Here is a 21,481-nt window from a genome sequence, read left to right as displayed (position 1 = left end):
AGGGTTCGCTCCGCAATTGGCCACTGCTGTCGATTGGGGCTTTTGCCCTGCGCGCGATCCGCTCATACTCGCCTTGACCGGCGACCAGCCAAAGGATGCGACATGGTGATCACCCAATGCGCGGATCATATCCTGCGCGCTTTTGCCTCTTGGCCGGAGGCGGCCCTCTGCGCGCGGGACACGCGCTTGCTGGCGTTTTGTCGTGAGGTGACGCAAAAACCCGCGCTGGCGAATGAACTCGGCTCCGCATGGCGCAGTTTCGAAGACGATCTGTTCCTTCAGCCGGGATTTCTGGATTTCTTGCTGCCGCTTGAAGATGAAGCGGTGCGCGCGGCTCAGGCCGATCTGGCGCGTTTGCAGATCGCAGGCGTGGCCACACCCGACCGGGCGGAGGCGCAGGCGTTTCTGCGTGGGCTCGCGGCGCAAACGGCTGATCCGGGCCGGTCGCTTCTGGAAAGCAGCCTTGTCAGTTGTTTCCGCCGTCGTGGCCTGCGCCCGCGCTGGCCGTTTTATGCCCGTTTTCTGCTGATCACGGATGCGGTTTATCAGCGGTTTGTCGATGACGTTCACGCGGCGGTGTTTGCGCGGCTGGTGCATCAACAGTTTCTCCAGCGCCGCCATTGGCCGACGAGCTATTGCGGCGGGTATTTCTATCAGGGGTCGGCAGCGTTGGGCATTCGCGGCGTCAAACCGAGCGAGGAGCGGTACGAAGCCTATCAGCTAGACCGTTATCTGACCTCAGACAGCAGGGTGCTGGATATCGGCGGCAATGCCGGTTTCCTTGCCGCGAAAATGGCGCAACGGGCCGCACAGGTCGACATGATCGAGCTGAACCCGTTTCTTGTGCGGGTCGCGGATGAGGTGAAATCTGCGTTGTCCTTAAATAACCTGCGTACGATTGTGGATGATTTCCAGTTCTTCGACAGCCCCGCAGGCCAGTATGACGTGGTCGTGTCCCTCTCGAACCACGCGACCATCGACACCCGGCTTTCGATCGATTTTCACGCCTATATCGACAAGATCGCGCGCCTTTTGGCACCCGGTGGGCTGCTGATCTTTGAAAGCCACAACATCAACGGGCCGGGCCGGGGGCTGCCGGGGGATGACGGGGATATCGAGGATAAGATCGCTTATATGCAAACCCGGTTTGAGGTGCTTGACCGCTATATGGTCGATTGCTGGGTGCCCGCGCTCGATATCGACAAGCTGTTCTTGGTGTTGCGCAAAGCATAGCCCGACCCTGATGGGCCGGGCCGGGATCAGGCCATCCGCTCCTCACGCCGTCCCTTGCGGAACAGCGTGTGATAGAACACTGGTGCGGCGAGCAGGGTCAGGACAGACGCGAAGGCCAAGCCGCCCATGATCGTCACCGCCATGGAGGCAAAGAACGCGTCCGTCAGCAGTGGGATCATGCCAAGGATCGTCGTGCCCGCAGCGAGCACCACAGGCCGGAGACGAGAGACAGACGCGGTCACGATCGCTTCTGTCTGAGGCAGGCCGGTGGCGCGCTGCAAATCAATCTCCTCCACCAGCACGATACCGTTCTTGATCAACATCCCCGACAGGCTCAACAGGCCCAAAAGCGCGGTGAAGCTGAACGGCAGGCCGGTCGCCAGCAGGCCCACCGCCACCCCATTCACCGACATCGGCACCAGAAGCCAGATCACCAATGGCTGACGCAGCGCGCCGAACAAAAGGATGGAGATCAGGACCATCACCAACAGGCTTAGAGGCAATTGCTGACCCAGCGATTCCTGTGCCTGCGTGGAGTTTTCATATTCCCCACCCCATTCGAGCGCATAGCCCACCGGCAGGTCAATCGCTTCGATCAGCGGGCGCACTTCAGCAAAGGCGGTGGCGGGGGTCACGCCATCCACCGTGTTGCCCTGCACCGTGATCGTGGGCAGACGGTTGCGCCGGTGCAAGAGCGTGTCGGAGACCTCAATCTCGAACCCGTCGATTACCTGCGCGAGCGGGACGTAATCCTGCGCGGCATCGGACCAGACGATCTGATCCAAGAGATAGCCGGGATTTGCGCGCTCCGCCTCTGGCGCGCGGACATAGATCGGGATGATCCGGTCGCGCTCCTGAAACTGCCCCGCGCGCAGACCATCCGTGGCGATCAGCAGCGTGCTGGCCACATCGTCCCGGTCCACGCCAAGGGCTTGTGCGCGGTCGGTGGCATAGATCGGCCGGATCACCGGCTCCCGCTCCCGCCAATTGTCGCGGATCGTGTGCAACAACCGGTCGTTTTCGCGGAAGATCGCCTCTGCCTGCTCCGCAAGATGGCGCAGCACATCGGGGTCTTTCCCGCTGAAGCGGGCCTCCACATCCGCGCCACCGCCGGGGCCAAAGATGATCCGCTCCAGCCGGATTTCCGCCGTCGGATCGGAGCGGTCGATGAACGCCTGAAGATCATCCTTCAGGGGCGGAATTTCCTCGATCGTTTGGGTGCGGATCAAAAGCTGCCCATAGGACGGATCAGGCCGGCCCGGCTCATAGGGCAGCATATAGCGGCTGATCCCCTGACCCACGGTGGTGGTGACGCTGACCACATCGTCGCGCTCCAGCAGCCAATCCTCGATCTGGGCCAACCCGTCAGAGGTTTGATGGATCGTGCTGCCCTGCGCGAGCTTATAATTAAGATAGAAAATCGGCGTGTTCGAGTTGGGGAAGAATTGCTGCTTCACCTGACCAAATGCCACGAAACAGGCCGCCGTGATCCCGATCAGGGCGAGGATCACCAGCCAGCGCACCCGAAGCGCACCGCGCAGGGTCGCGGCATAGCCCCGGAAGATGATGCCGCCATAGGCGTCCTCCCCATCGGCCAGCCCGCCCACACGGAACAGGTAATGCGCGAGAAGCGGCGTGACCGTGACGGCCAGCACCCAGCTGAGCATTAGCGAGATGCCGATCACCGCAAAGAGGGAGAACAGGAATTCACCCGTCGCATCTGGCGACAATCCGATCCCGGCAAAGGCCATGATCCCGATGATCGTGGCCCCCAGAAGCGGGATTTGGGTCTTTGACGCGACCTCTTTTGCGGCCTCATGCGCCTTGCGCCCTTTGCGCATTTCGACCTGCATGCCTTCGGCCACCACGATGGCGTTATCCACCAGCATCCCCATCGCGATGATGAGCGCGCCCAGCGAAATCCGCTCCATCTCGATGTTGAAGATCGACATGAAAAAGAAGGTGGAGATCACGGTCAGCAACAGGGTGATCCCCACCACCGCCGCCGCGCGCCAGCCCATCGCAACGGCAAGCACGATGATCACGATGCTGACGGACATCGCGAGGCTGATGAGGAACGAATTGCTCGCCTCATCCACCACGGTGTGCTGTTCATAAATCGAATGGAGCGTCACGCCGAAGGGGATTTCGGTTTGCAATTCGGCCAGTTTCGCGTCCACCGCGCGGCCCACATCCACGATGTTTTCCGAACTCAGGCCCGCAACGCCAAGGGTAAACGCCTCCACCCCGTCAAAGCGGATGATCTGGTCGGGATCGTCAACGCGGGTGCGGTAGACTTCCGCCAGATCGGTGAGGTTGATGATCTCCCCACCGACACCGAGTGTCAGGCTGGAGATGCGGCTCACACTGTCATAGCCCTGCGGCGCATCAAGCTGGATGGAGCGGCCCGCACTTTCCGTCGATCCTGCATCCTGCACCTGATCGCTGGCGTTGATCGCCCCGATGATCGCGCCGGGCGGCACGCCGAAATTCGCGGTCTGCTCGGACGAAGGTTCGACGAAAATCGCCTCCTCGGGCAGGCCCTGCAATTCCACATCCGCGACACCATCCACGGCCAAAAGCTCGCGGCGCAGGAAATTGGCGATCTCGTGGATTTGCGCGTCCGAATAGCCGGGTGTCTCGACCGCATAGAGGATACCGAACACATCGCCAAACGCGTCGTTCACGATGGGCGGGCGCGCGCCAGCGGGCAGGTTTCCGGCCGCGTCGCCGACCTTGTTGCGCAATTCGTCCCAGATTTGCGGAAGTTCGGTGCCGTCATAGGTCGGCTTCATTTCCACTGTGATCTGCGACAGGCCCGCCTGATTTCGGGAGGTGATCCGGTCGATCTGTCCCATCTGTTGAATGGCGGATTCCAACGGCTCGGTCACTTCGGTTGCGACCTCCTCCGCCGTGGCGCCGGGATAGGGCGTGATGACAACAGCGGCCTTGATGGTGAAGGCCGGATCTTCGAGCCGCCCGACGGAGGAAAACCCCCACAGCCCCCCGAACACACAAAAGGCGATCAGGAGCCATGTATAGAGCGGCTTTACGATAGCGGTGCGCGCGATATCCATGTCAGTTGATCTCGTTAAAGCCAAGGAACCGGCGGACGGATTGCCCATCCTGCAAGAGATGCCCACCGGACAGGACGATTTCTTGCCCCGCTTGCAGATCGCCGTCGATCTGGAGCGTCGTTCCATCCACGCTCGACAGGGTCACGGGCACGCGGGCGACTTGCCCCTCATCCGCGCCAGTGGGGGAGAACACCATGACATAGGGCCGCGCATCCGCGTCAAACATCACCGCAGAGGCAGGCACGACGAAACCGGGGCGCAGCGTCTGATCAACCCGCACGACAACGCTGGCGGATTGGCCGGGGATCGGGTTGAGGTCCGCGCGGTCGGGCAGCGCGACAGAGACCGTGTAGGTTTGCCCGACGCCATTGGTTTCAGCCGTGAATTCGCGCAATTCCACCGGAATATCGGCATTCCGGTCGGACAATGTGGCGGTAAAGCCCACGGCGCGCGGATCCTCGATCAGATCGAACAGGCGCTCGGGGATGTCGATCTCGATCCACACCTCGGACATATCATGAAGCCGCAGGATCGGCTGACCGGGGGAGACCGTGTTGAAATTGGCGACCAACCGGTTCGCGACCAACCCGTCAAAGGGTGCGCGCAGGGTTGCGTCCCGCAGCGCGTCGCGGGCTTCGCGCAACTGCACCTCGGCGAGGGCCGCTTGGGTCTCTGCGTCCTCGGCCTGCACGCGGGAGCCGACATTTTGGTCGGCCAGCGTATCAAGCCGCGCGACCGTCCGCTCCGCCTGCTCAAGGGACAATTCGGCGCGGGTGACAGCCCGGCGGAAGGGTTCCAGATCCAGCTCCGCCAGAAGCTGCCCTTCCTCGACATAAACGCCCTTTGGCGCGTCGAGCCGCTGGATTTGCCCGCCCACCTGAAACGCCAGATCGACCGTCTGACGGGCCGCGACCTTACCGAAGAATTGCCGTTCCAACGCGCCGCCTTGTGCCTCAAGCGTCATCAGGCTCACCGGGCGCAGGGCTGGTGCTGTATCAGCCTCTTGGGCTTTGGCCGCCATGCCGCACAGGGCGATGCTGGCGAGGATCATCATGCCCAAAAGTCCCGGTTTCACAACGTCTTGCCAGTATGACAGCTTGGCGCCGGGATTGCGCGCGGCGCGGATGTGACGGGGGATCGGCATTGAATTTCGCATTTGCATCACCACATAAAATCAGGTTACTGACGGGTCAGTCACCTATTTAGGATAGATATCCATGAGTCAAGATATCGACACCCAAAAAAATGAACAAAACGGTTCAGATCGGCGGAATCAGATATTGATGGCCGCGGTTAAGGTGTTCAGCGAGCAGGGGTTTGCGGCAACGCGCGTGGATGATGTCGCGGCTCTTGTCGGCATCTCCAAACCTGCCGTGTACCTCTATTTTCGCAACAAGGAGGAGCTGTTCAAGGCGGCGGCGACCTTTGGCCCTGATCAGGCGATGCCGTTTGTACGCGCGCTGGTCGCGGATGCCGACCTGCCATCGGATGAAAAGCTCAAGCGATTGCTGGAGATGCTCTATGCCGAGTTTTTCGACGGCAGCACGGGCGAATTGATGCCCGTGATCGCGGAGACGACCCGCCGGTTCCCCAATGTCGCGCAGTTTTTCCGCGATACCTGCATGTGTGAAATGGATGAGGCCGTTCTGGGCGTGATCCGCGAAGGTGTGTCGCGCGGCACCTTCGTGGCGACGGAGATGTCGGACAATGTGGCCCTGACCGTGGGACCGATCCTCGCGCTTGCACTGCGGCGGTCGATGTTTGCGGGCCTGCCGGACCGGGAGGTCGTGGATATCGAACAGGCCCGGCTGGATCACGAACGGATGATTTTCCGCGTCCTGATGCCGGGCGATCAGGCGTCCGGCTGATTTGCGATCACTTCGGACAGGATCGCACGGGCATTCTCGGTGTTCCAATGCGCGCCGCCCTGAAGGCGACCGATCTCCATCCCCTCGCGGTCAAGGATTACCGTCACAGGCAGTCCCAAAACGCCAGAGGCGCGCGCCATCTGCCCGCGCGGGTCAAGCAGGATCGGCAATGCCTCAATCCCCACCTCGGCAAAGAAGGCCTTGATCCCCGGCAGGGAATTGCGGCCCGTCGCGATGGTGACGACCTGAAAATCCTCACCTCCCCATTCAAGCTGCAGCGCCTCAAGATCGGGCATTTCCTCCCGGCAGGGCGCGCACCATGTGGCCCAGAAATTCAACAGCACCACCTGACCCTCATACGCGGCAAGGCTCAGGTTCGCCCCGCTTGGATCGGTAAACTCCCGCCCGCCCAGCGGCATGGGCGCGTCATGGATGACGAGCTTGCGCATGTCGCCTTCGCGCATCTCGCGCAGGGCGTCCACATCAAGCGGGTCGGCGTTTGCACTTAGCCCGACTGCGGAGTAGAACAGCGCCAAACCGAGGGTGGCCATCAGGCTGCGTCTGCGGAGCGTCATAATCTCATTCCTTTCGTGCGGATCATCATCATGTCAGACCCAAAATCGTCAAACGCCATGTGGGGCGGTCGTTTCGCTGCCGGACCGGACGCGATCATGGAAGCGATCAATGCCTCCATTGATTTTGACCAGCGCCTTGCCGCGCAGGACATTCAAGGCTCCCTCGCCCATGCTGCCATGCTCGCCGCGCAAGACATCATTACAGATGCCGATGAAAAAGCGATAAGGGAAGGGCTGCTCACGGTCTTGTCAGAGATTGAGGCGGGGGATTTCCCGTTTTCCCGCGCCTTGGAAGACATCCACATGAATGTGGAGGCCCGCTTGCGCGATCTCATTGGGGCGCCTGCGGGGCGGCTTCACACGGCGCGGTCGCGCAACGATCAGGTGGCAGTCGATTTCCGGCTTTGGGTGCGGGACCAATGCGATCAGGCCGAGGCCGCGCTGACGGCCCTCATCAAGGTGCTCGTGGATCAGGCTGAGGCAGGGGCGGATGCCGTCATGCCCGGTTTCACCCATCTGCAAACCGCGCAGCCCGTCACATGGGGCCATCACATGATGGCCTATGTGGAAATGTTGGCCCGGGATCGGTCCCGTTTTGTCGATGCGCGCGCGCGGATGAACGAGTCGCCCTTAGGCGCGGCAGCCCTTGCCGGGACGGGCTTCCCGATTGATCGGGATGCGACGGCAAAGGCGCTCGGGTTTGACCGGCCCATGGCCAATTCGCTTGATGCGGTGGCGGATCGGGATTTCGCGCTGGAATTCCTCTCTGCCTCCTCGATCTGCGCAACCCATCTGAGCCGTCTGGCCGAAGAGATCGTGATCTGGTCCTCCGCCCAGTTCCGGTTCGTGACGCTATCGGATCGGTTCTCCACCGGCTCGTCGATCATGCCGCAAAAGAAAAACCCCGACGCGGCGGAGCTGATCCGGGCAAAGGTCGCACGGATCACTGGCGCGCTGGTGGCGCTTTTGACGGTGATGAAGGGGCTGCCCCTGACCTATTCCAAGGACATGCAGGAAGACAAAGAGCAGGTGTTTGACGCCGCCGATACGCTGATGCTGGCGTTGGCGGCGATGACCGGGATGATCGCGGATATGGAGCCGCGTCGCGACAATCTGCGCGCAGCAGCGGCAAGCGGCTTTTCCACCGCGACCGATCTGGCCGATTGGCTGGTGCGGGAGGCGGGCCTGCCGTTCCGCGATGCGCATCACGTCACGGGCGCGTTGGTCAAGATGGCCGAGGATAAGGGATGCGATCTGCCGGACCTGACGCTCGCGGATATGCAAAGCGTCCATGGCGATATTACCGAGAGCGTGTTTGACGTGCTGACCGTTGAGGCATCGGTCGCGTCGCGGCAATCCTATGGCGGCACAGCACCTGATCAGGTGCGCGCGCAAATCGCCCGCTGGCGGGAGGCGTTGGCATGATCCTGCGGGTGATGCTGATCGCGGCGATCGTGCTGGCCCCAGCGGCCTGCGGGCGGCAAGGGCCGCCCATCACCCCGAGTGAGGCCGCCGCGCGCGCCGCTGAGGAGGCGCGCTAGACCGGTTTCGAGAGATGCGCGAGGCCTTCGTCATGGAGCGTGTCGGAGGCCTGTTCGATCCGCTGTTCCAGCGTCTCCATGAACGCCTTGCGCTCCATCCCTCCGGGGATTGGCTCAAGGAATTCGACCACTGCAAGGCCCGGTTTGCGCAGCACCTTGTTGCGGCCCCAGAACAGCCCGGCATTGGTTGCGACGGGATAAACATCCAGCCCGAATTCCTCATAGAGCACGCCCGTGCCGATCTTATAGGGCACTTTCGCGCCCGGCTGCGTGCGTGTGCCTTGCGGATAGATCACCAGTTGACCGGGATCGCGCCGTTCCTCGCGGACCTTGGCAACCATATCCTGAATGGCCTGTCCCCGCTTGCCCCGATCAATCGGATAGCAGCCCATGCGCCAGGCATAAAATCCAAGGATCGGCGCCCATTTGAGCTGCTTTTTCATAATGAATTTCGGGCGTTTGAGCGCGTTGGCAATGAGGACGATATCCAGAAAAGACTGGTGCTTTGCGGCAACGATCACTTCACCCTCGGGCACCCGGCCGCGCACCTCTACCCGTGTGCCGCACATCACGGGTAACAGCCACATCGTGATCCGGCAGAAAGTATGGATCGCCCATTGCGCGCCATCCCGGTTCACAATTGCATAAGGAAGCGCGATCAGCCCAATGACCGGCATCAGCGCGTAAAAGATCACGTTATAGGCAAGGGACCGGATCAGCATCATGGCGTTACGCCTCTTCAATCGTGTTGAGCGCCCGTTTGGCCGCGCGTGCGGTTGCGATATAGGCGGTGATCGCGGCGATCAAGGGGACACCGGCCAAGGCCAGCCATTCCTGCCCTTGGGGGGCCAATCCCGTGACAAACGCTCCCTCGGCCCCCACATCCGGCACGAACAGAAAAGCCAAGGCAGCGCCCGCCGCGCCAAGGCCCGCGCCAATGAGCGCGCGCAGCGTAAAGCGGCGGGTAAAGGCCCCCGCGATGAACCGATCCTCAGCGCCCACAAGCCGCAACGTGGTGATCACCCGCGCATTCGCGGCCAAGGCCGCGCGGGAGGCAAGCGTCACCATCGCGGCCGTTGCAAACAGAATGAGCGCAAGGGCTGCCCCCGAAATCAGGCGCAACCGATCCGCCGCCGCGATCATCGGGCGGCGCCAGCGGGTGTGGTCGTCATATTGCGCGCCCGGTGCCTCCGCCGTGAGCCGCAGGGCAAGGGCCGCCGCATCGGGGCCCTCAACGGTTTCTTCGATCACGATAAGGCGCGGGACGGGCAGGGCATCCAGCGGCAATCCGGTCCCGATCCATGGCGCAAGCAGGGCTTCCTGCTCTGCCATATCAAGCGCGCGGGCCGACACGATCCCGGGCGTCGTGCGCAGCGCGGCAAGGGCCGCGGTGACCTGACGATCCACCTCTTCCGCCGGGGCCAGCACCTGAACCGTGGAGGACCGCGCGAGTTCCGACGACCAGCGATCCGCCAGACGCCCCGCCGCGAATGTCGCAGCCAGCGCACAAACGGCAAGGGCCGCCATGGCAAAGGCCGTCAGCCCGGTCAACCATGCGGTAAAGCCCGCGCGCGGCACGATCTGCTCTGCCGCCGGGTGACCGCGCAAGAGGCGCAGAAAGCGGCTCACAGGTCGCTCCCGGCAAGCTGAAGCTGCCCTGATTTCAGGCGCAGCACACGCGCATTCACCTGCCCCTTGACGCTGCGAATGATGTTGAGGTCATGGGTGGCGATCAGCACCGCTTTGCCCATCCGGTTCAGCTCCACCAGCAGGGTGAGCACGCGCTGGGCCATATCCCAGTCAAGATTGCCCGTCGGCTCATCCGCGATGATCACATCGGGGGAGATCATCACCGCCCGCGCAAGGGCCGCGCGCTGCCGCTCCCCGCCTGACAATTCGGGGGGCAAGGCTGCGGCACGATGCGACAGCCCCACCCAATCCATTAGATCGGCGAGGTCCGTGGCGCGGCTTTCGGTGAATTTGTCCTGCACGCGCAGGGGCAGGGCGATGTTGTCCTCGACGCTCAGATGGTCAAGAAACTGGCAATTCTGGTGCATCACGCCGATCTTGCGCCGGAAGCGGGCAATGTCGTCGCGCGTCAGCATCGCGGCCTCCTTGCCAAACACCGTCAGCCCGCCGCCCGTGGGCGTCAATGCCATGTAACACAGTTTGAGAAACGTGGTCTTGCCCGCGCCGGACGGGCCGGTCAGGAAATGGAACGAGCCGGGCGTGATGCTGAGGTTCAGATCGGACAGGATCGTGTCCTGCCCATAGCTGAACCGGGTTCCGGAAAATTCGATCACGCGTGACTGCTCCTCTGCCCGTGGCCGCGCTGACTTTTGCAGAAACTGCCTCGCGATACAACGGCACCGGATAGGACAGGGCAGGTCAGATGCAGCCAATGCTAGGCACCAGTGAATTTGCTTGTTACAAAGAGGGATGCGGGGGGGCCCGCACGCGTCTTTTCACTGCCTCGGGGGAAGCTTCATGCGCCTGATCTGTCCAAATTGCGCTGCGCAATACAATGTGCCTGATACCGCGATCCCCGCGAAGGGGCGGACGGTGCAATGCGCGCGGTGCCACACGTCATGGCATCAGGCAGGGGCAGAGCCGGAGGTGGCAGATGTCACGCCGATCACGCCACCAGCGCCCGCACCCGCGCCGGAACCGGCGGTCGAGGACACCTCCACGCCGGCATGGAGCAACCGCGCGCCCGATCCCGCACCTGAGCCTGAGCCACAGCCGGAAGCAGCCAGCCCCCAGGCCGACCCGGCAGAAGCCCTGCGCGCGCTCCTGCGTCAGCGGGTCGATGAAGAAGAGGACCAGTCCACCGGCGACATGGACGCCGGGGAGGTGTTCCCAGAGCATGACCGCGCCACGTTCGATTTTGGCGGGGAGGATGAAGGCGACGCGACCTCCCGCGCGGCAGAGCCGGAAATGGATGCCCCCGACGCCCCCCACGCCGACGCGCAGCCCGATCTGCCAGAGACGACCATGCCACCGCTGCCCGATCAGAACCGCCGCCCGGTGGAGGGCGATCGCGGTCCGGTGATCGCCACGCCTGCGGATGATGCGTTTGAGGAATTGCGGGCCCGCCGTGCGCGCCGCCGCGCAGAGCGTCGTATTCTGGTCGATGACGAGGATGTGCCCTCCGCTGAGGAGGCAGGGGCGATCCCACCGCGCGAGCCAAGTGCGCCGACACCTCCGCCCGCCGAGGAAACACCCTCCCTGCGCCGCCAACCCCCTGCGGAGGAGCCAGAGCCGGAACAGGCCGCACCCGCCGCATCCGACGCGGCAGCCGAGGAGGAAGACATCCTCGAACAACTGCGCAGCATGATTGATGAGGAGCCGTCTGACGCGCCGCAGGAAGAAACGCCCGCCGCCGCGCCTGCCGATCCCGTTGCGGAGGAAACCGCAGAGGAATCCAGCCGCCGCCGCAGAAAGCGGGAGCGCCCGCCGCGCCCCGACGCCATCGCGATGCCCCGCACGGAGCAGGTCGATACCGTCGCCAATCTGCGCGCGTCCGAGGCAGAGCGCCCGGCCGCTGCCGCCGCTGCGGCTGCCCTGGGAACCAGCATTTCCGGCGTCTTGCCGAAAGGGGACGAGGACGAAGCTCCGGCCAAGGCGGATGACCGCCCATCACGCGCGCCGCTTGGCTTTGCCATGGCGGTGATGCTCTTTGCCATCGGGGCCGGGATTTATGTGCTGGCACCTGAGCTAGGCATGGCAGTGCCGGCCGTGGCGCCGCTGCTCGATTCCTATGCGTCCGGCGTGGACGTGCTGCGGATCGGTGTGCAGACCCTGTTTGCGGATTTGACCGGCACCGCCTGATCGCCTTGCGCTCACCCACAAAAAAAGGCCGACCGACATCGCTGTCTGGTCGGCCTTTCGCATGTCTGGGATCAGCCGATGCGCGCCTAGAACCGTTCCAGAAGGCGGCGCAGGTAGTCGCGCTCCTCCACGCTGCGGTTCTGCTCCCCGGCGCGGCGGCGCAATTCGTCGAGCAGCGCGCGGGAGCGGCCAATCGCATCCGCATCGGGCAGATCGGTGCCGCGCCCATCCAGTGCGCCCTGTGCGCCGACGGGGCGGCCCAGCGGATCACGCTGGCCGTTCGGATCGTCCATGGCTTGCCCGGTGCCGTTGCGTTCCTGATCGTTTTGCGCCTGCTGGCGGGCTTCGTTGCTCAATTGACGCATCGCCTCGCGCAGGTTTTCCATGGCCTGCGCCTGCTGATCAAGCGCGCGGCCGCCATCCTCGTTGCGCAGCGCGTCGGTCGCGTCGGCCATATTTTCCTCAGCGTCTTCGAGCGCGCGGCGGCCTGCCTCTCCTTCTTCGCCCTCGGCGTCACCGGGCAGTTGGCTGCGCAAACCTTCGAGCATTTCGCGCAGTGCCTCTTGCCGCTCGGCAAGCGAGCCAAGCCCGTCGCCCAGTGATTGGGGGTTGTCTCCACCCTGACCCTGCTGCGGCTCCCCCGGTTGCGGCTGTTGGCCGGGCTGCTGGCCTTGACCCATCCGCTCCCGGAACTCGCGCTGCATCTCGCGGAAGCTTTCATCGGCGAGGTTCTGCTGTTCGCGCAGCATGTCCTGCAAGCCTTCCTGTGTGCCGCCCTGACCGGGCTGCGGCTGGCCATTTTGCCCCTCGGCCATCTGCATTTGCATGTTTTCCATCATCTGTGCGAGTTGGTCGAGCATGGCCTGCGCCATTTCGCGCTCTCCCGCCTCGGACAGATCTTGTATCTGGTCGAGCAATTCCTGCAGATCCTGCCCGTCCATGGTCGGGCCTTCGGGCATGTTCTGGGCCTGCTGGCGGTCGGGATTTTCCATCATCTCCCGCGCCATCTGCTCCATGTAGTTTTCCATCGCGTCGCGCAATTCGTCCATCAGTTGCGCGATTTCTTCGTCACTGGCATCGCTTTCAAGCGCCTCTGACAGCCGCTCCTGCGCGCGGCGCAGCCGCTCTTGCGCATCAGAGAGCGCGCCATCCTCGATCATCAAGGCGACGTCCCAAAGCTGTGCTGCAATCGCGTCCCGCTCCACCGCGACCCGGTCATCCAGCCGGGCCAGATCCAGTCGCGTGATCGCGGAGCGCAGCGCGAGATACGCGCCGCTTGGCAGGTTCAGATCCTCGGGCATATGGGTCGTGGCGCGCAGCACCTGACTGACCCGTTTTGCATTGGCCTCCGCCCACAACAGATCGCGCCGCATCTCCACAACCGCAGCCGCGACAGGATCAAAGAACAGCCGCTGGGGGAGCACCGCTTGGGTCACCTCAGGCTGGCTTGTCTGCCCCGCGCCATCCGTGGCCTCAAGCGTGATGATGACCGGGTGACTGGCAAGCGGGTGGGTCGAAAAATCCTCGACCAGCGTTTCGGTGAACGCATCGCGATCCCCGCTCAGGGGCAAGGGCAGGTCAATCTGCAACGGCTCCATCGGGTCGGGGTCCGCAGTCAGGCCATAACGCCGCTCAACCGCATCAAGGTCGAGCGTCACGGTCGCCGTCACCTGTTGAACCGCGAAATCGTCGCTGGCGGAAAAGATCACCTCGGTCGATCCACCAGTAGAGCGGCGCACAGCCTCGTCGAACGTCGCCACGGGCGGCGCGTCGGGGGAGATGGTGAATTGCCAGCGCGCGGCGTCCTCCCGCCCCGGCAGGGCAACGATGCCGGATTGCACGGCGGTGAAGGTCGCGTCGCGGATGCCGATGCCCCGCTCAGCGAGTTCGACCGTGTCGGGGGTCACGGATTGCTCCAGCGTCGGATCGGCATCGCCATAGAGCCGCAAGGTTATCTCACTGCCCTGTGGCAACGGGATCGGCGCGCCAGTGGTCAGGTCCGGTAGATAAAGGGTTGGCAGGCCGGTATAGGCTGGCGGCGTTGCCCAGCCTTCAAAATCGGGGCCAGCGCTGATCTGCGGGCCAGAGGCCGTGAGCGCCGGTGCGACCGCCTCGAAAGACGGGCCACGGCTGAACAAAAGCGCGGTCACGATGGCCACAACCGCCAAAAGCCGCAAGGCGAAGGGATCGCGGTCCGAGAGGCGCAGATCGGGTGCGGTGGCTTTTGCACGCTCCGCCGCACGCGCCATCCGCTCCAGATGGGCTATCCAAACCGCCTGCGCGCCTGCGTCATCCGCACCAATGATCGGGCGGTCCTCCAGCGTGGCCAGCGGCCGACCGGGCAAGTCCGCATCAAGCCGCGCGCGGGCCTCTGCCCTGCTTGGATGCCGGTAAGACCGGACGCCCGACACCAGAAAAACCACCAAGGCGAGGATCAGCACCGCATGAAGGCCGATAAAGACCGGCGCGCTCACCCCGGCCAGCAGGCCAAAGGATTCGACGCTGATCGCGAAAAACAGGATCGTCCAGACGGGCCAGAACGCCCGCGTCCCCCGCTCTGCCATCATGGCCAGACGGGTCCGCGTGACAGCCGCGGAAATCCGCGCCTGTGCCGTGCTCGTCAGATGATCCGCTGCACTCATACCTGCTCCCCTTTGGGGGCCGGGGGCGCTATTCCTCCGCCAGCCATTCAGGGATGGTATCGCGGTTGAGCATCTCGTCAAATGTCGGACGGGCCCTGACCACGGCAAATTGATCGCCATGGACCAAAACTTCAGGGATCAGGGGGCGCGAATTGTATTCTGATGCCATAACGGCCCCATATGCTCCCGCAGAGCGGAAGGCGACCAACTCCCCCTCGGCCACCGGGGCCATCATCCGGCCTTTGGCGAAGGTATCCCCCGATTCGCAAACAGGGCCAACAATGTCATAGGTGACTGGCTCCGTCGCGGGGGCGGGCTCCTTCACCGGGATGATGTCATGCCATGCGTCATACATTGCGGGGCGGATCAGATCGTTCATCGCCGCGTCAAGGATGAGGAAGGTGCGGCCCTCCCCCTCTTTCACATAGATCGTGTCGGCGACCAGCAATCCGGCATTTCCGGCAATCAGGCGGCCCGGCTCAATCTCTATCTCGCAGCCCAGATCGCCCACGGTGCGCTGGATCACCTGACCATAGTCAAAGGGCAGGGGAGGTGCCTCATTCGAGTTCACATACGGAATGCCCAGCCCCCCGCCCAGATCAAGGCGGATGATCTCATGCCCATCGGCGCGCAACTCCTCGGTCAGGGTGCGCACCATGCGGAACGCCTGCTCGAACGGCTCAAGTTGGGTGAGTTGCGAGCCGATATGCACATCCACGCCGACAACCTTGATCCCCGGCAGGGCGGCTGCGCGGGCATAGACCTCCCGCGCGCGGCTGATCGGGATGCCGAATTTGTTTTCTTTCTTGCCGGTGGCGATTTTCGCGTGGGTTTTCGCGTCCACATCCGGGTTCACGCGCACGGTGATCGGCGCTTCAAGCCCAAGGCGGCTTGCAACCGCGCTGAGGCGCTCCAGCTCCGGCTCGCTTTCCACGTTGAACTGGCGGATGCCGTGGGTCAGCGCGTATTCCATCTCATCGGCTGTTTTGCCAACCCCGGAAAAGACGATCTTTTCGCCCGGAACACCAGCGGCCCGCGCGCGGCGATACTCCCCGATGCTGACCACATCCATGCCCGCGCCCAGCTTTGCCATCACGCGCAGCACGGCCATGTTGGAATTGGCCTTCATCGCGTAGCAGATCAGATGCGGCATCCCGGCAAGTGCGTCGTCAAACACCTGAAAATGCCGGGTCAGCGTTGCAGTGGAGTAGACATAAAAAGGCGTGCCGACCGCCGCTGCAATCTCGGACAGCGGCACATCTTCGGCGTGAAGCATGCCGTTCTTGTAAAGGAAATGATCCATGAGGCTTAGTCCAGTTGGCGTGACCGCAGAAAGAGGTACAGCGGTAGCCCGGCGCTCACCCCGATGCAATAGGTGGCGGGTATCGCGATGAGGCTCAACCAATCCTTACGCACCACAGCCTCCGCGATGATGAAGATCGTGAGGGTCACGGCTGCGACCGTCAGATCATAAGTCAGCCCGGTGGTCGCGTCATTGACATTCCATGCCTCGGCCATCGCCATGATGGACCAGCCAAATTCGTTGAACCACGAAATGAAGTAATACATAGGCAAAACGGTGCCGATCACGAACAGGGCAAGGTAGGTCAGGCGCAGCGGGGTCAGGGGGCGCATAGTTCAGCTCCTCGTTGAGGCTTAGGTGACGCGACGTAGCCCGCTGCCCCGACTAGATCAAGCGCGCGGCGCCTGCTTGATTGGCAAAAACGAACCGGAGGGCCGCCCCATGATGCTCACACGCCTGATTGCCACCATCGCCACACTGTCCCTTCTTGGGCAGGTTTATATCAACTTGGGCAAGGAGCCGGATCTGGGCACGACGATCTGGAACATGCTGCGCTATTTCACGATTGTCGTGAATTTGCTGATCGCTGTCGTGTTCATCCGCGCCAGCGTGACGCGCCGTTTGCCCGGTGCGGGGCTATCGGCGGCGCTGACGACCTATATCATCGTGGTGGGGAGCGTTTATCATGCGCTTTTGGCGCGGAACCATCCCTTCGGGACGCTCGATTTCTTCACCGATCACGGGTTGCACACGATCGTGCCCATTCTGATGGTGATCTGGTGGGCCAGTATCGCGCACAAGAAGGGGTTGCGCTGGTCAGGACCGGCGAAATGGATCGGCGTTCCGGTCGGGTATCTGATCTATGTGATGATCCGGGGGCTGACGGGGGATATCTATCCCTATTTCTTCATCGACGTGGAAACGCTGGGGATCGTGGCCACGTTGATGAATGTCGCGGGTCTGGCGCTGTTGTTCTATCTGCTTGGGCTGATGTTGGTCGGGGTCGGGCGGGTGATCGGGCGGTAACTGGTCAGATTTGGACCGGAATCAAGCCGAAGGTGCCGGTCCAGCGGCCGTCCGCCCCTCAGGCGGCCGCTTTTCGACAGCAGTCATAGAACACGGGTTTGCAGACTTGGAGACATAAATCGCGCAGCACGTCTGTCCCCGCGGCCACCTCGGACGGCCGCTGGACCGGCTTGCGCAAGGCCGTGCTCAAAGCCCCTTCTTGCCCATATCAATGAATTTCTGACGCCGGTTTTTGCGCAGGGTATCGGCGTCTTTCCCGGCAAGCTCTCCCAGCATCGCAGATATCGCACGGCCCACGCGCTGGATCGCGTCGTCGCGGTTGCGCTGTGCGCCGCCTGTCGGCTCCTCGATGATGCGGTCGATGACGCCGAGCTTGTGCAAATCCTGCGCGGTGAGGCGCAACGCTTCTGCGGCCTCGCGCATTTTCTCCGCGTCTTTCCAAAGGATCGACGCGCAGCCCTCAGGGCTGATGACGGAATAGATTGAATGCTCCAGCATCGCCAGCCGGTCGGCGGTGGCAAACGCGACCGCGCCGCCTGACCCGCCCTCACCGATGATCACGGAGACGAGCGGCACACCGATGGTGAGGCATTTTTCCGTCGAGCGGGCGATGGCCTCCGACTGGCCCCGCTCCTCCGCGCCCTTGCCGGGATAGGCGCCGGGCGTATCAACGAGCGTGATCACGGGCAGGCCGAACCGGTCCGCCAGATCCATCAGGCGGACGGCTTTGCGATACCCTTCGGGCCGGGCCATGCCGAAATTCCGGCTGATCCGCGATGTGGTGTCCGAGCCTTTCTCATGCCCGATCACCACCACCGGCTGATCGTTGAACCGCGCAAGCCCGCCCAGGACCGCCAGATCCTCGGCAAAGTTCCGATCCCCGGCGAGCGGCATGTATTCGGTGAACAATGCCTCGATATAATCCTTGCAATGGGGCCGCATCGGATGGCGGGCCACCTGCGCTTTCTGCCACGGGCTCAGATCATCATAGAGGTCCGACAGGAGCGTCGCCGCCTTGCGGTCCAGCGCGCTGGCCTCATCGCCAATATCCATCTTGGCGTCATCGGCGGACAATGCGCGAAGTTCCGCTGCCTTGCCTTCGATTTCCGCAAGACCTTTTTCGAAGTCCAGATAGTTTTGCATCGGCGCCTGCATCCCCCTTTAGGTTTGTTTCATATAGGGCAACCTATGGGCCTGTTGCAATGCAAGAGGGGCGGCCAGCGATGGAGTTTGTCGAAGGATACAGGCGCGGAATGCTCGCGGGCATGATCCGGCTGCATATGCGGTATTACGGCGAAAAATGGGATTTCGGTGCGGGGTTCGAGGCGCTTTTGGCCAAGGAAATGGGCCTTTTCATGGATCGGTTCGATCCGCGGCGCGATTTGCTGTTGACCGTGTGGGAGGGCGATTGGCTGGCCGGATCGCTCGTGATCGACGGGGCAAAGCCGCTGCGCGCGCATTTGCGCTGGTTCATTGTGGATGATCGGGCGCAGGGGCTTGGGCTGGGGCGGCAGTTGATGGAGCGGGGCGTCGAATTCCTTGATAAACGGGCGGTTCCGGTGACCTATCTGACCAGCTTTGCCGGGCTGGATGCCGCCGCGAAACTCTATATCGAGGCCGGGTTCCAGATCGTGCGCGAGGATGAAAAGGACCGCTGGCAGGGCGGCGTGACCGAGCAGATGTGGGAGCGCCCCAAACCCCGCCGTCACCTGATGGGCTAAAACTCAGCAAGACCTGCAAGGTCGCCCTGTGGCAGATAGGTTGGACCGGACACAAGGACAGCCATCATGCCCCAGACCAGACAAGCTCAGTATGAGACCCGCATCCTGCGGGTGATCGCCCATATCAACGCACACGCGACAGAAACCCTGTCGCTCGATGATCTGGCGGATGTGGCCTGCCTGTCCCGGTTCCACTTTCACCGGGTGTTTCGCGGGATGACGGGCCAGACGGTGGCAGAGGCCGTGCGCAATGCACGCCTCACGCGCGCCAGCGCCCTGTTGCGCGACGGGGCGGGCGTCGCGGACGTGGCTGGTGCGTGCGGCTATGGGGATGCGACCAGCTTTTCGCGCGCCTTCTCCGCTGCGTTCGGGGTGCCGCCTGGCCGGTTTCGGGATGCGCACGCCGCCCTGCGCACCCAGTTACAGGCCCGCGATGATCAAACGACCTTTCCGGTGGAGGTGCGGAACGTGCCCGCTTGCGCCGGGATCGGCATCCAGCACCGGGGCAGTTATATGGAGATCGGCATCGGGTTTGAGCGGCTCGGCGCGATGCTCGCCGCGCGCGGATTGTTTGGCCAGGCGCGCACGATGCTTGGCATCTATTATCATGATCCCAGCGCGGTTGAGGAGCCGTTCCTTGAAAGCCTCGCTGCTGTGGTGATGGATGGCCCAGTGGAAACGCCAGATGGTTTCGTGCCCGTGGAGATACCCGCCGCGCGCCATGCGGTGATGACCTTTCGGGGCATTATTCGGGGCTGACATCGGCCTATGGGTGGCTCTATGGCACATGGTTGCCGCAACAGGATCTGGAGCCAGCGGACCGGCCAGTGATGGAATTCTACCTCAACTCGCCACGCGATGTGGCCCCGGCGGATCTGGTGACGGAAATCCATATCCCGCTGCTCTAGCCCCGCATTTTCGACCCATGGCGATGCCCTGAACCCTGCCGCGTGCGGGCATGGCGGAGCTGTGTCTACCCTCCCCTCCAGACAGAAAGGAAATGAAATGGAGATCACGATTGTAAAACGACCCGCGTTGCGCTTTGCAGCCCTAGCGCATCACGGGGCCTATACGGGGATCGGCCCGCTTTTTGCGCGGCTTGCAGCCCTTTGCCCGCCCGAGGGTCCGATGGAGGCGCTCTATCACGACGACCCGGACACGGTGGCGGAGGAGGCGTTGCGCGCACATGCCTGCACCCGGCTCAGTGCGGGACGGGCGGTGCCCGATGGCTGCGAGGAGGTCAGCCTGCCTGCCGGACGTGACCTCGTCTACCTGCACACGGGGCCGTATCAGGGGTTGCGGGAGGTCTATCAGCGGCTCTTTCAGGATGTGTTGCCGCAACAGGGCCTGACGCCCGCCGCGCTGCCTGCGCGGGAAGTGTATTTGAACACTGCCGGTCAGGTGCCCGAGAGGGATTTGCGCACCGAAATCCATGTGGCCGTGATTTGAGAAAAGGGCCCGGTGGGGGCTGCGCCCGTCACCGGGCCCTCGTCCGAGAGCGGACCGACTTTGGCGCGGGGTGACGGGCGACGGGATCCTTGCGCTGAGGTGTTTGAGGAACAGGTCTGTTCCTCAAATCACCCGCTCAATTGTGGGTGTCACGATTCGCCCGCGCGTCAAGGTCGCTCGTTCCTCGGACCTTGACCCACGGCCGAATCGCAGGGAGCGTCAGCCGATCATCTCAGCCTGTTTCACGATCACATGGGCCTGCCGGATGGAGGCAAGATCGACGAGACGCCCCTTATAGACCGCAGCCCCCGCGCCATCCTTTTCCGCCTGTTCCATCGCGGCAAGGATTTCGCGGGCTTCTGTCACCTGTTCGGCGGAGGGTGTGAACACCTCATTTGCAAGGGCGACCTGTTTGGGGTGGATCGCCCATTTCCCGACCATGCCCAGCGTGGCGGAGCGTTTTGCCTGCGCGGTGTAGCCCGCATCATCCGAGAAGTCCCCAAACGGGCCGTCCACCGGCAACAGACCATGTGTCCGGCAGGCCGCGACGATCGCAACCGTCACGCTGTGCCATGGATCAACGAGGTAAGTGGGGCGGGACGCGTCGCCGTCATGGTCCGCGATCATGTAATAATTGGCCTGCGTGCCGCCGATCCCGGTGGTCTGCATCCCCATGGAGGCCGCGTAATCCGCCGCCCCAAGGCTCATCGCGCGCATCCGGGGCGAGGAGGCCGCGATCTCCTCCACATGGGCAAGGCCCGCTGCCGTCTCGATGATGACCTCAAAACCGACAGGTTTTGTGCGGCCTTTGGCGGCCTCGATGGCCGTCACAAGGGCGTCCACCGCGTAGATGTCTTTTGCGTTTCCAGCCTTGGGGATCATGATCTGATCAATCCGGTCGCCCGCCTGTTCGAGCACTTCCACCACATCGGCATACCAATAGGGGGTGTCGAGCCCGTTGATCCGCACGCTGAGGGTCTTATTGCCCCAATCAATGTCGTTGATCGCCTCAATGATGTTTTTGCGCGCTTGCGGCTTGTCCCCCGGTGCGACCGAATCCTCCAGATCAAGGTTGATCACATCGGCCGCACTGCCTGCCATTTTCTCGAAAATCTGGGGGCGGGAGCCGGGGCCGAAAAGCTGGCAGCGGTTCGGGCGGGCGGGGGCCTGGGGTTGGACGATAAAACTCATGGTGCCTCGCAAGGAAATGTCGTG

At 63.1% G+C, this 21,481-nt stretch carries 18 protein-coding genes and 1 pseudogene; 8 read left to right on the top strand and 11 right to left on the bottom strand.

The genetic code is table 11. From position 1 onward, the window contains the following. Positions 1–102: 102 nt before the first annotated feature. The gene (locus tag FHS89_RS10270; RefSeq protein WP_184011257.1) at positions 103–1,233 is read left to right on the top strand and encodes a class I SAM-dependent methyltransferase; all 1,131 of its coding nucleotides are present in this window, start codon (positions 103–105) and stop codon (positions 1,231–1,233) included. A gap of 26 nt (positions 1,234–1,259) precedes the next feature. On the opposite strand, the gene FHS89_RS10265 is transcribed toward FHS89_RS10270, so the two are convergent. Both FHS89_RS10265 and FHS89_RS10260 read right to left on the bottom strand, forming a co-directional pair. Further along, positions 1,260–4,310: an efflux RND transporter permease subunit gene (locus FHS89_RS10265; protein WP_184011255.1), complete on the bottom strand. Its 3,051-nt coding sequence runs from the start codon at positions 4,308–4,310 to the stop codon at positions 1,260–1,262. Position 4,311: 1 nt separating this feature from the next. Then, positions 4,312–5,454, bottom strand: coding sequence for an efflux RND transporter periplasmic adaptor subunit (locus FHS89_RS10260; RefSeq protein WP_184011253.1), 1,143 nt, complete (start codon positions 5,452–5,454; stop codon positions 4,312–4,314). Between the two features lie 139 nt (positions 5,455–5,593). On the opposite strand from FHS89_RS10260, the gene FHS89_RS10255 reads away from it, so the two are divergent. Next, positions 5,594–6,178, top strand: a complete 585-nt coding sequence (locus tag FHS89_RS10255; RefSeq protein WP_184011252.1) for a TetR/AcrR family transcriptional regulator — start codon at positions 5,594–5,596, stop codon at positions 6,176–6,178. On the opposite strand, the gene FHS89_RS10250 is transcribed toward FHS89_RS10255, so the two are convergent. Further along, positions 6,163–6,753 (bottom strand): TlpA disulfide reductase family protein, encoded by a 591-nt coding sequence (locus FHS89_RS10250; protein ID WP_246413748.1) that lies wholly within the window; start codon positions 6,751–6,753, stop codon positions 6,163–6,165. The two genes, FHS89_RS10255 and FHS89_RS10250, sit on opposite strands and share 16 nt — an antisense overlap. Before the next feature lie 30 nt (positions 6,754–6,783). Here FHS89_RS10250 and argH point away from each other — a divergent pair, with 30 nt between their 5' ends. Beyond that, on the top strand, positions 6,784–8,178 hold the full coding sequence (gene argH, locus FHS89_RS10245) for an argininosuccinate lyase (protein WP_184011250.1): 1,395 nt from the start codon (positions 6,784–6,786) through the stop codon (positions 8,176–8,178). A 112-nt stretch (positions 8,179–8,290) separates the two neighbouring features. On the opposite strand, the gene FHS89_RS10240 is transcribed toward argH, so the two are convergent. The 3 genes from FHS89_RS10240 to FHS89_RS10230 are packed head-to-tail and all read right to left on the bottom strand — an operon-like array spanning position 8,291 to position 10,597. Continuing rightward, on the bottom strand, positions 8,291–9,019 hold the full coding sequence (locus tag FHS89_RS10240; protein ID WP_184011248.1) for a lysophospholipid acyltransferase family protein: 729 nt from the start codon (positions 9,017–9,019) through the stop codon (positions 8,291–8,293). A gap of 4 nt (positions 9,020–9,023) precedes the next feature. Beyond that, the gene (locus FHS89_RS10235; protein WP_184011246.1) at positions 9,024–9,923 is read right to left on the bottom strand and encodes an FtsX-like permease family protein; all 900 of its coding nucleotides are present in this window, start codon (positions 9,921–9,923) and stop codon (positions 9,024–9,026) included. Then, positions 9,920–10,597, bottom strand: coding sequence for an ATP-binding cassette domain-containing protein (locus FHS89_RS10230; protein ID WP_184011244.1), 678 nt, complete (start codon positions 10,595–10,597; stop codon positions 9,920–9,922). The genes FHS89_RS10235 and FHS89_RS10230 overlap by 4 nt, the downstream gene beginning before the upstream one ends. 184 nt (positions 10,598–10,781) lie before the next feature. Between FHS89_RS10230 and FHS89_RS10225 the strand changes: the two genes are divergently transcribed. Next, on the top strand, positions 10,782–12,125 hold the full coding sequence (locus FHS89_RS10225) for a zinc-ribbon domain-containing protein (RefSeq protein ID WP_184011242.1): 1,344 nt from the start codon (positions 10,782–10,784) through the stop codon (positions 12,123–12,125). An 86-nt stretch (positions 12,126–12,211) separates the two neighbouring features. Here the strand turns inward: FHS89_RS10225 and FHS89_RS10220 are convergent, their stop codons facing one another. From FHS89_RS10220 to FHS89_RS10210, 3 genes are read right to left on the bottom strand one after another with little or no spacing between them, the layout of a single operon-like run. After that, positions 12,212–14,767, bottom strand: coding sequence for a TIGR02302 family protein (locus FHS89_RS10220; protein WP_184011240.1), 2,556 nt, complete (start codon positions 14,765–14,767; stop codon positions 12,212–12,214). A gap of 28 nt (positions 14,768–14,795) precedes the next feature. Continuing rightward, on the bottom strand, positions 14,796–16,070 hold the full coding sequence (gene lysA, locus FHS89_RS10215; RefSeq protein ID WP_184011238.1) for a diaminopimelate decarboxylase: 1,275 nt from the start codon (positions 16,068–16,070) through the stop codon (positions 14,796–14,798). 5 nt (positions 16,071–16,075) lie between these two features. Continuing rightward, positions 16,076–16,393 carry a DUF2834 domain-containing protein gene (locus tag FHS89_RS10210; RefSeq protein ID WP_184011320.1) on the bottom strand — a complete coding sequence of 106 codons (318 nt, stop codon included), beginning with the start codon at positions 16,391–16,393 and terminating at the stop codon, positions 16,076–16,078. Between the two features lie 118 nt (positions 16,394–16,511). On the opposite strand from FHS89_RS10210, the gene FHS89_RS10205 reads away from it, so the two are divergent. Next, positions 16,512–17,096, top strand: a complete 585-nt coding sequence (locus FHS89_RS10205; RefSeq protein ID WP_184011236.1) for a Pr6Pr family membrane protein — start codon at positions 16,512–16,514, stop codon at positions 17,094–17,096. Between the two features lie 186 nt (positions 17,097–17,282). Here FHS89_RS10205 and FHS89_RS10200 read toward each other — a convergent pair whose 3' ends face one another. Beyond that, a complete protein-coding gene (locus tag FHS89_RS10200) occupies positions 17,283–18,239 on the bottom strand; it encodes an acetyl-CoA carboxylase carboxyltransferase subunit alpha (RefSeq protein WP_184011233.1) in 957 nt (318 codons plus the stop codon). A 122-nt stretch (positions 18,240–18,361) separates the two neighbouring features. Between FHS89_RS10200 and FHS89_RS10195 the strand changes: the two genes are divergently transcribed. The 3 genes and pseudogenes from FHS89_RS10195 (at position 18,362) to FHS89_RS10180 (ending at position 20,266) form a co-directional block, all read left to right on the top strand. Next, complete coding sequence (locus FHS89_RS10195; RefSeq protein WP_221229370.1) at positions 18,362–18,817, top strand: GNAT family N-acetyltransferase; 456 nt, start codon at positions 18,362–18,364, stop codon at positions 18,815–18,817. A 66-nt stretch (positions 18,818–18,883) separates the two neighbouring features. Continuing rightward, a pseudogene (locus tag FHS89_RS10190) lies at positions 18,884–19,725 on the top strand (AraC family transcriptional regulator). Positions 19,726–19,822: 97 nt separating this feature from the next. Beyond that, the gene (locus FHS89_RS10180; RefSeq protein ID WP_184011227.1) at positions 19,823–20,266 is read left to right on the top strand and encodes an AraC family transcriptional regulator; all 444 of its coding nucleotides are present in this window, start codon (positions 19,823–19,825) and stop codon (positions 20,264–20,266) included. Positions 20,267–20,485: 219 nt separating this feature from the next. Here the strand turns inward: FHS89_RS10180 and FHS89_RS10175 are convergent, their stop codons facing one another. Continuing rightward, positions 20,486–21,457 carry an HpcH/HpaI aldolase/citrate lyase family protein gene (locus FHS89_RS10175; protein ID WP_184011225.1) on the bottom strand — a complete coding sequence of 324 codons (972 nt, stop codon included), beginning with the start codon at positions 21,455–21,457 and terminating at the stop codon, positions 20,486–20,488. Between the last annotated feature and the right edge of the window lie 24 nt (positions 21,458–21,481).

This window comes from Rubricella aquisinus (assembly GCF_014199445.1).
Lineage (GTDB): Bacteria > Pseudomonadota > Alphaproteobacteria > Rhodobacterales > Rhodobacteraceae > Rubricella > Rubricella aquisinus.
Note: the sequence above shows the minus strand (reverse complement) of the source record. Positions and strands in the feature narration are given on the sequence as shown.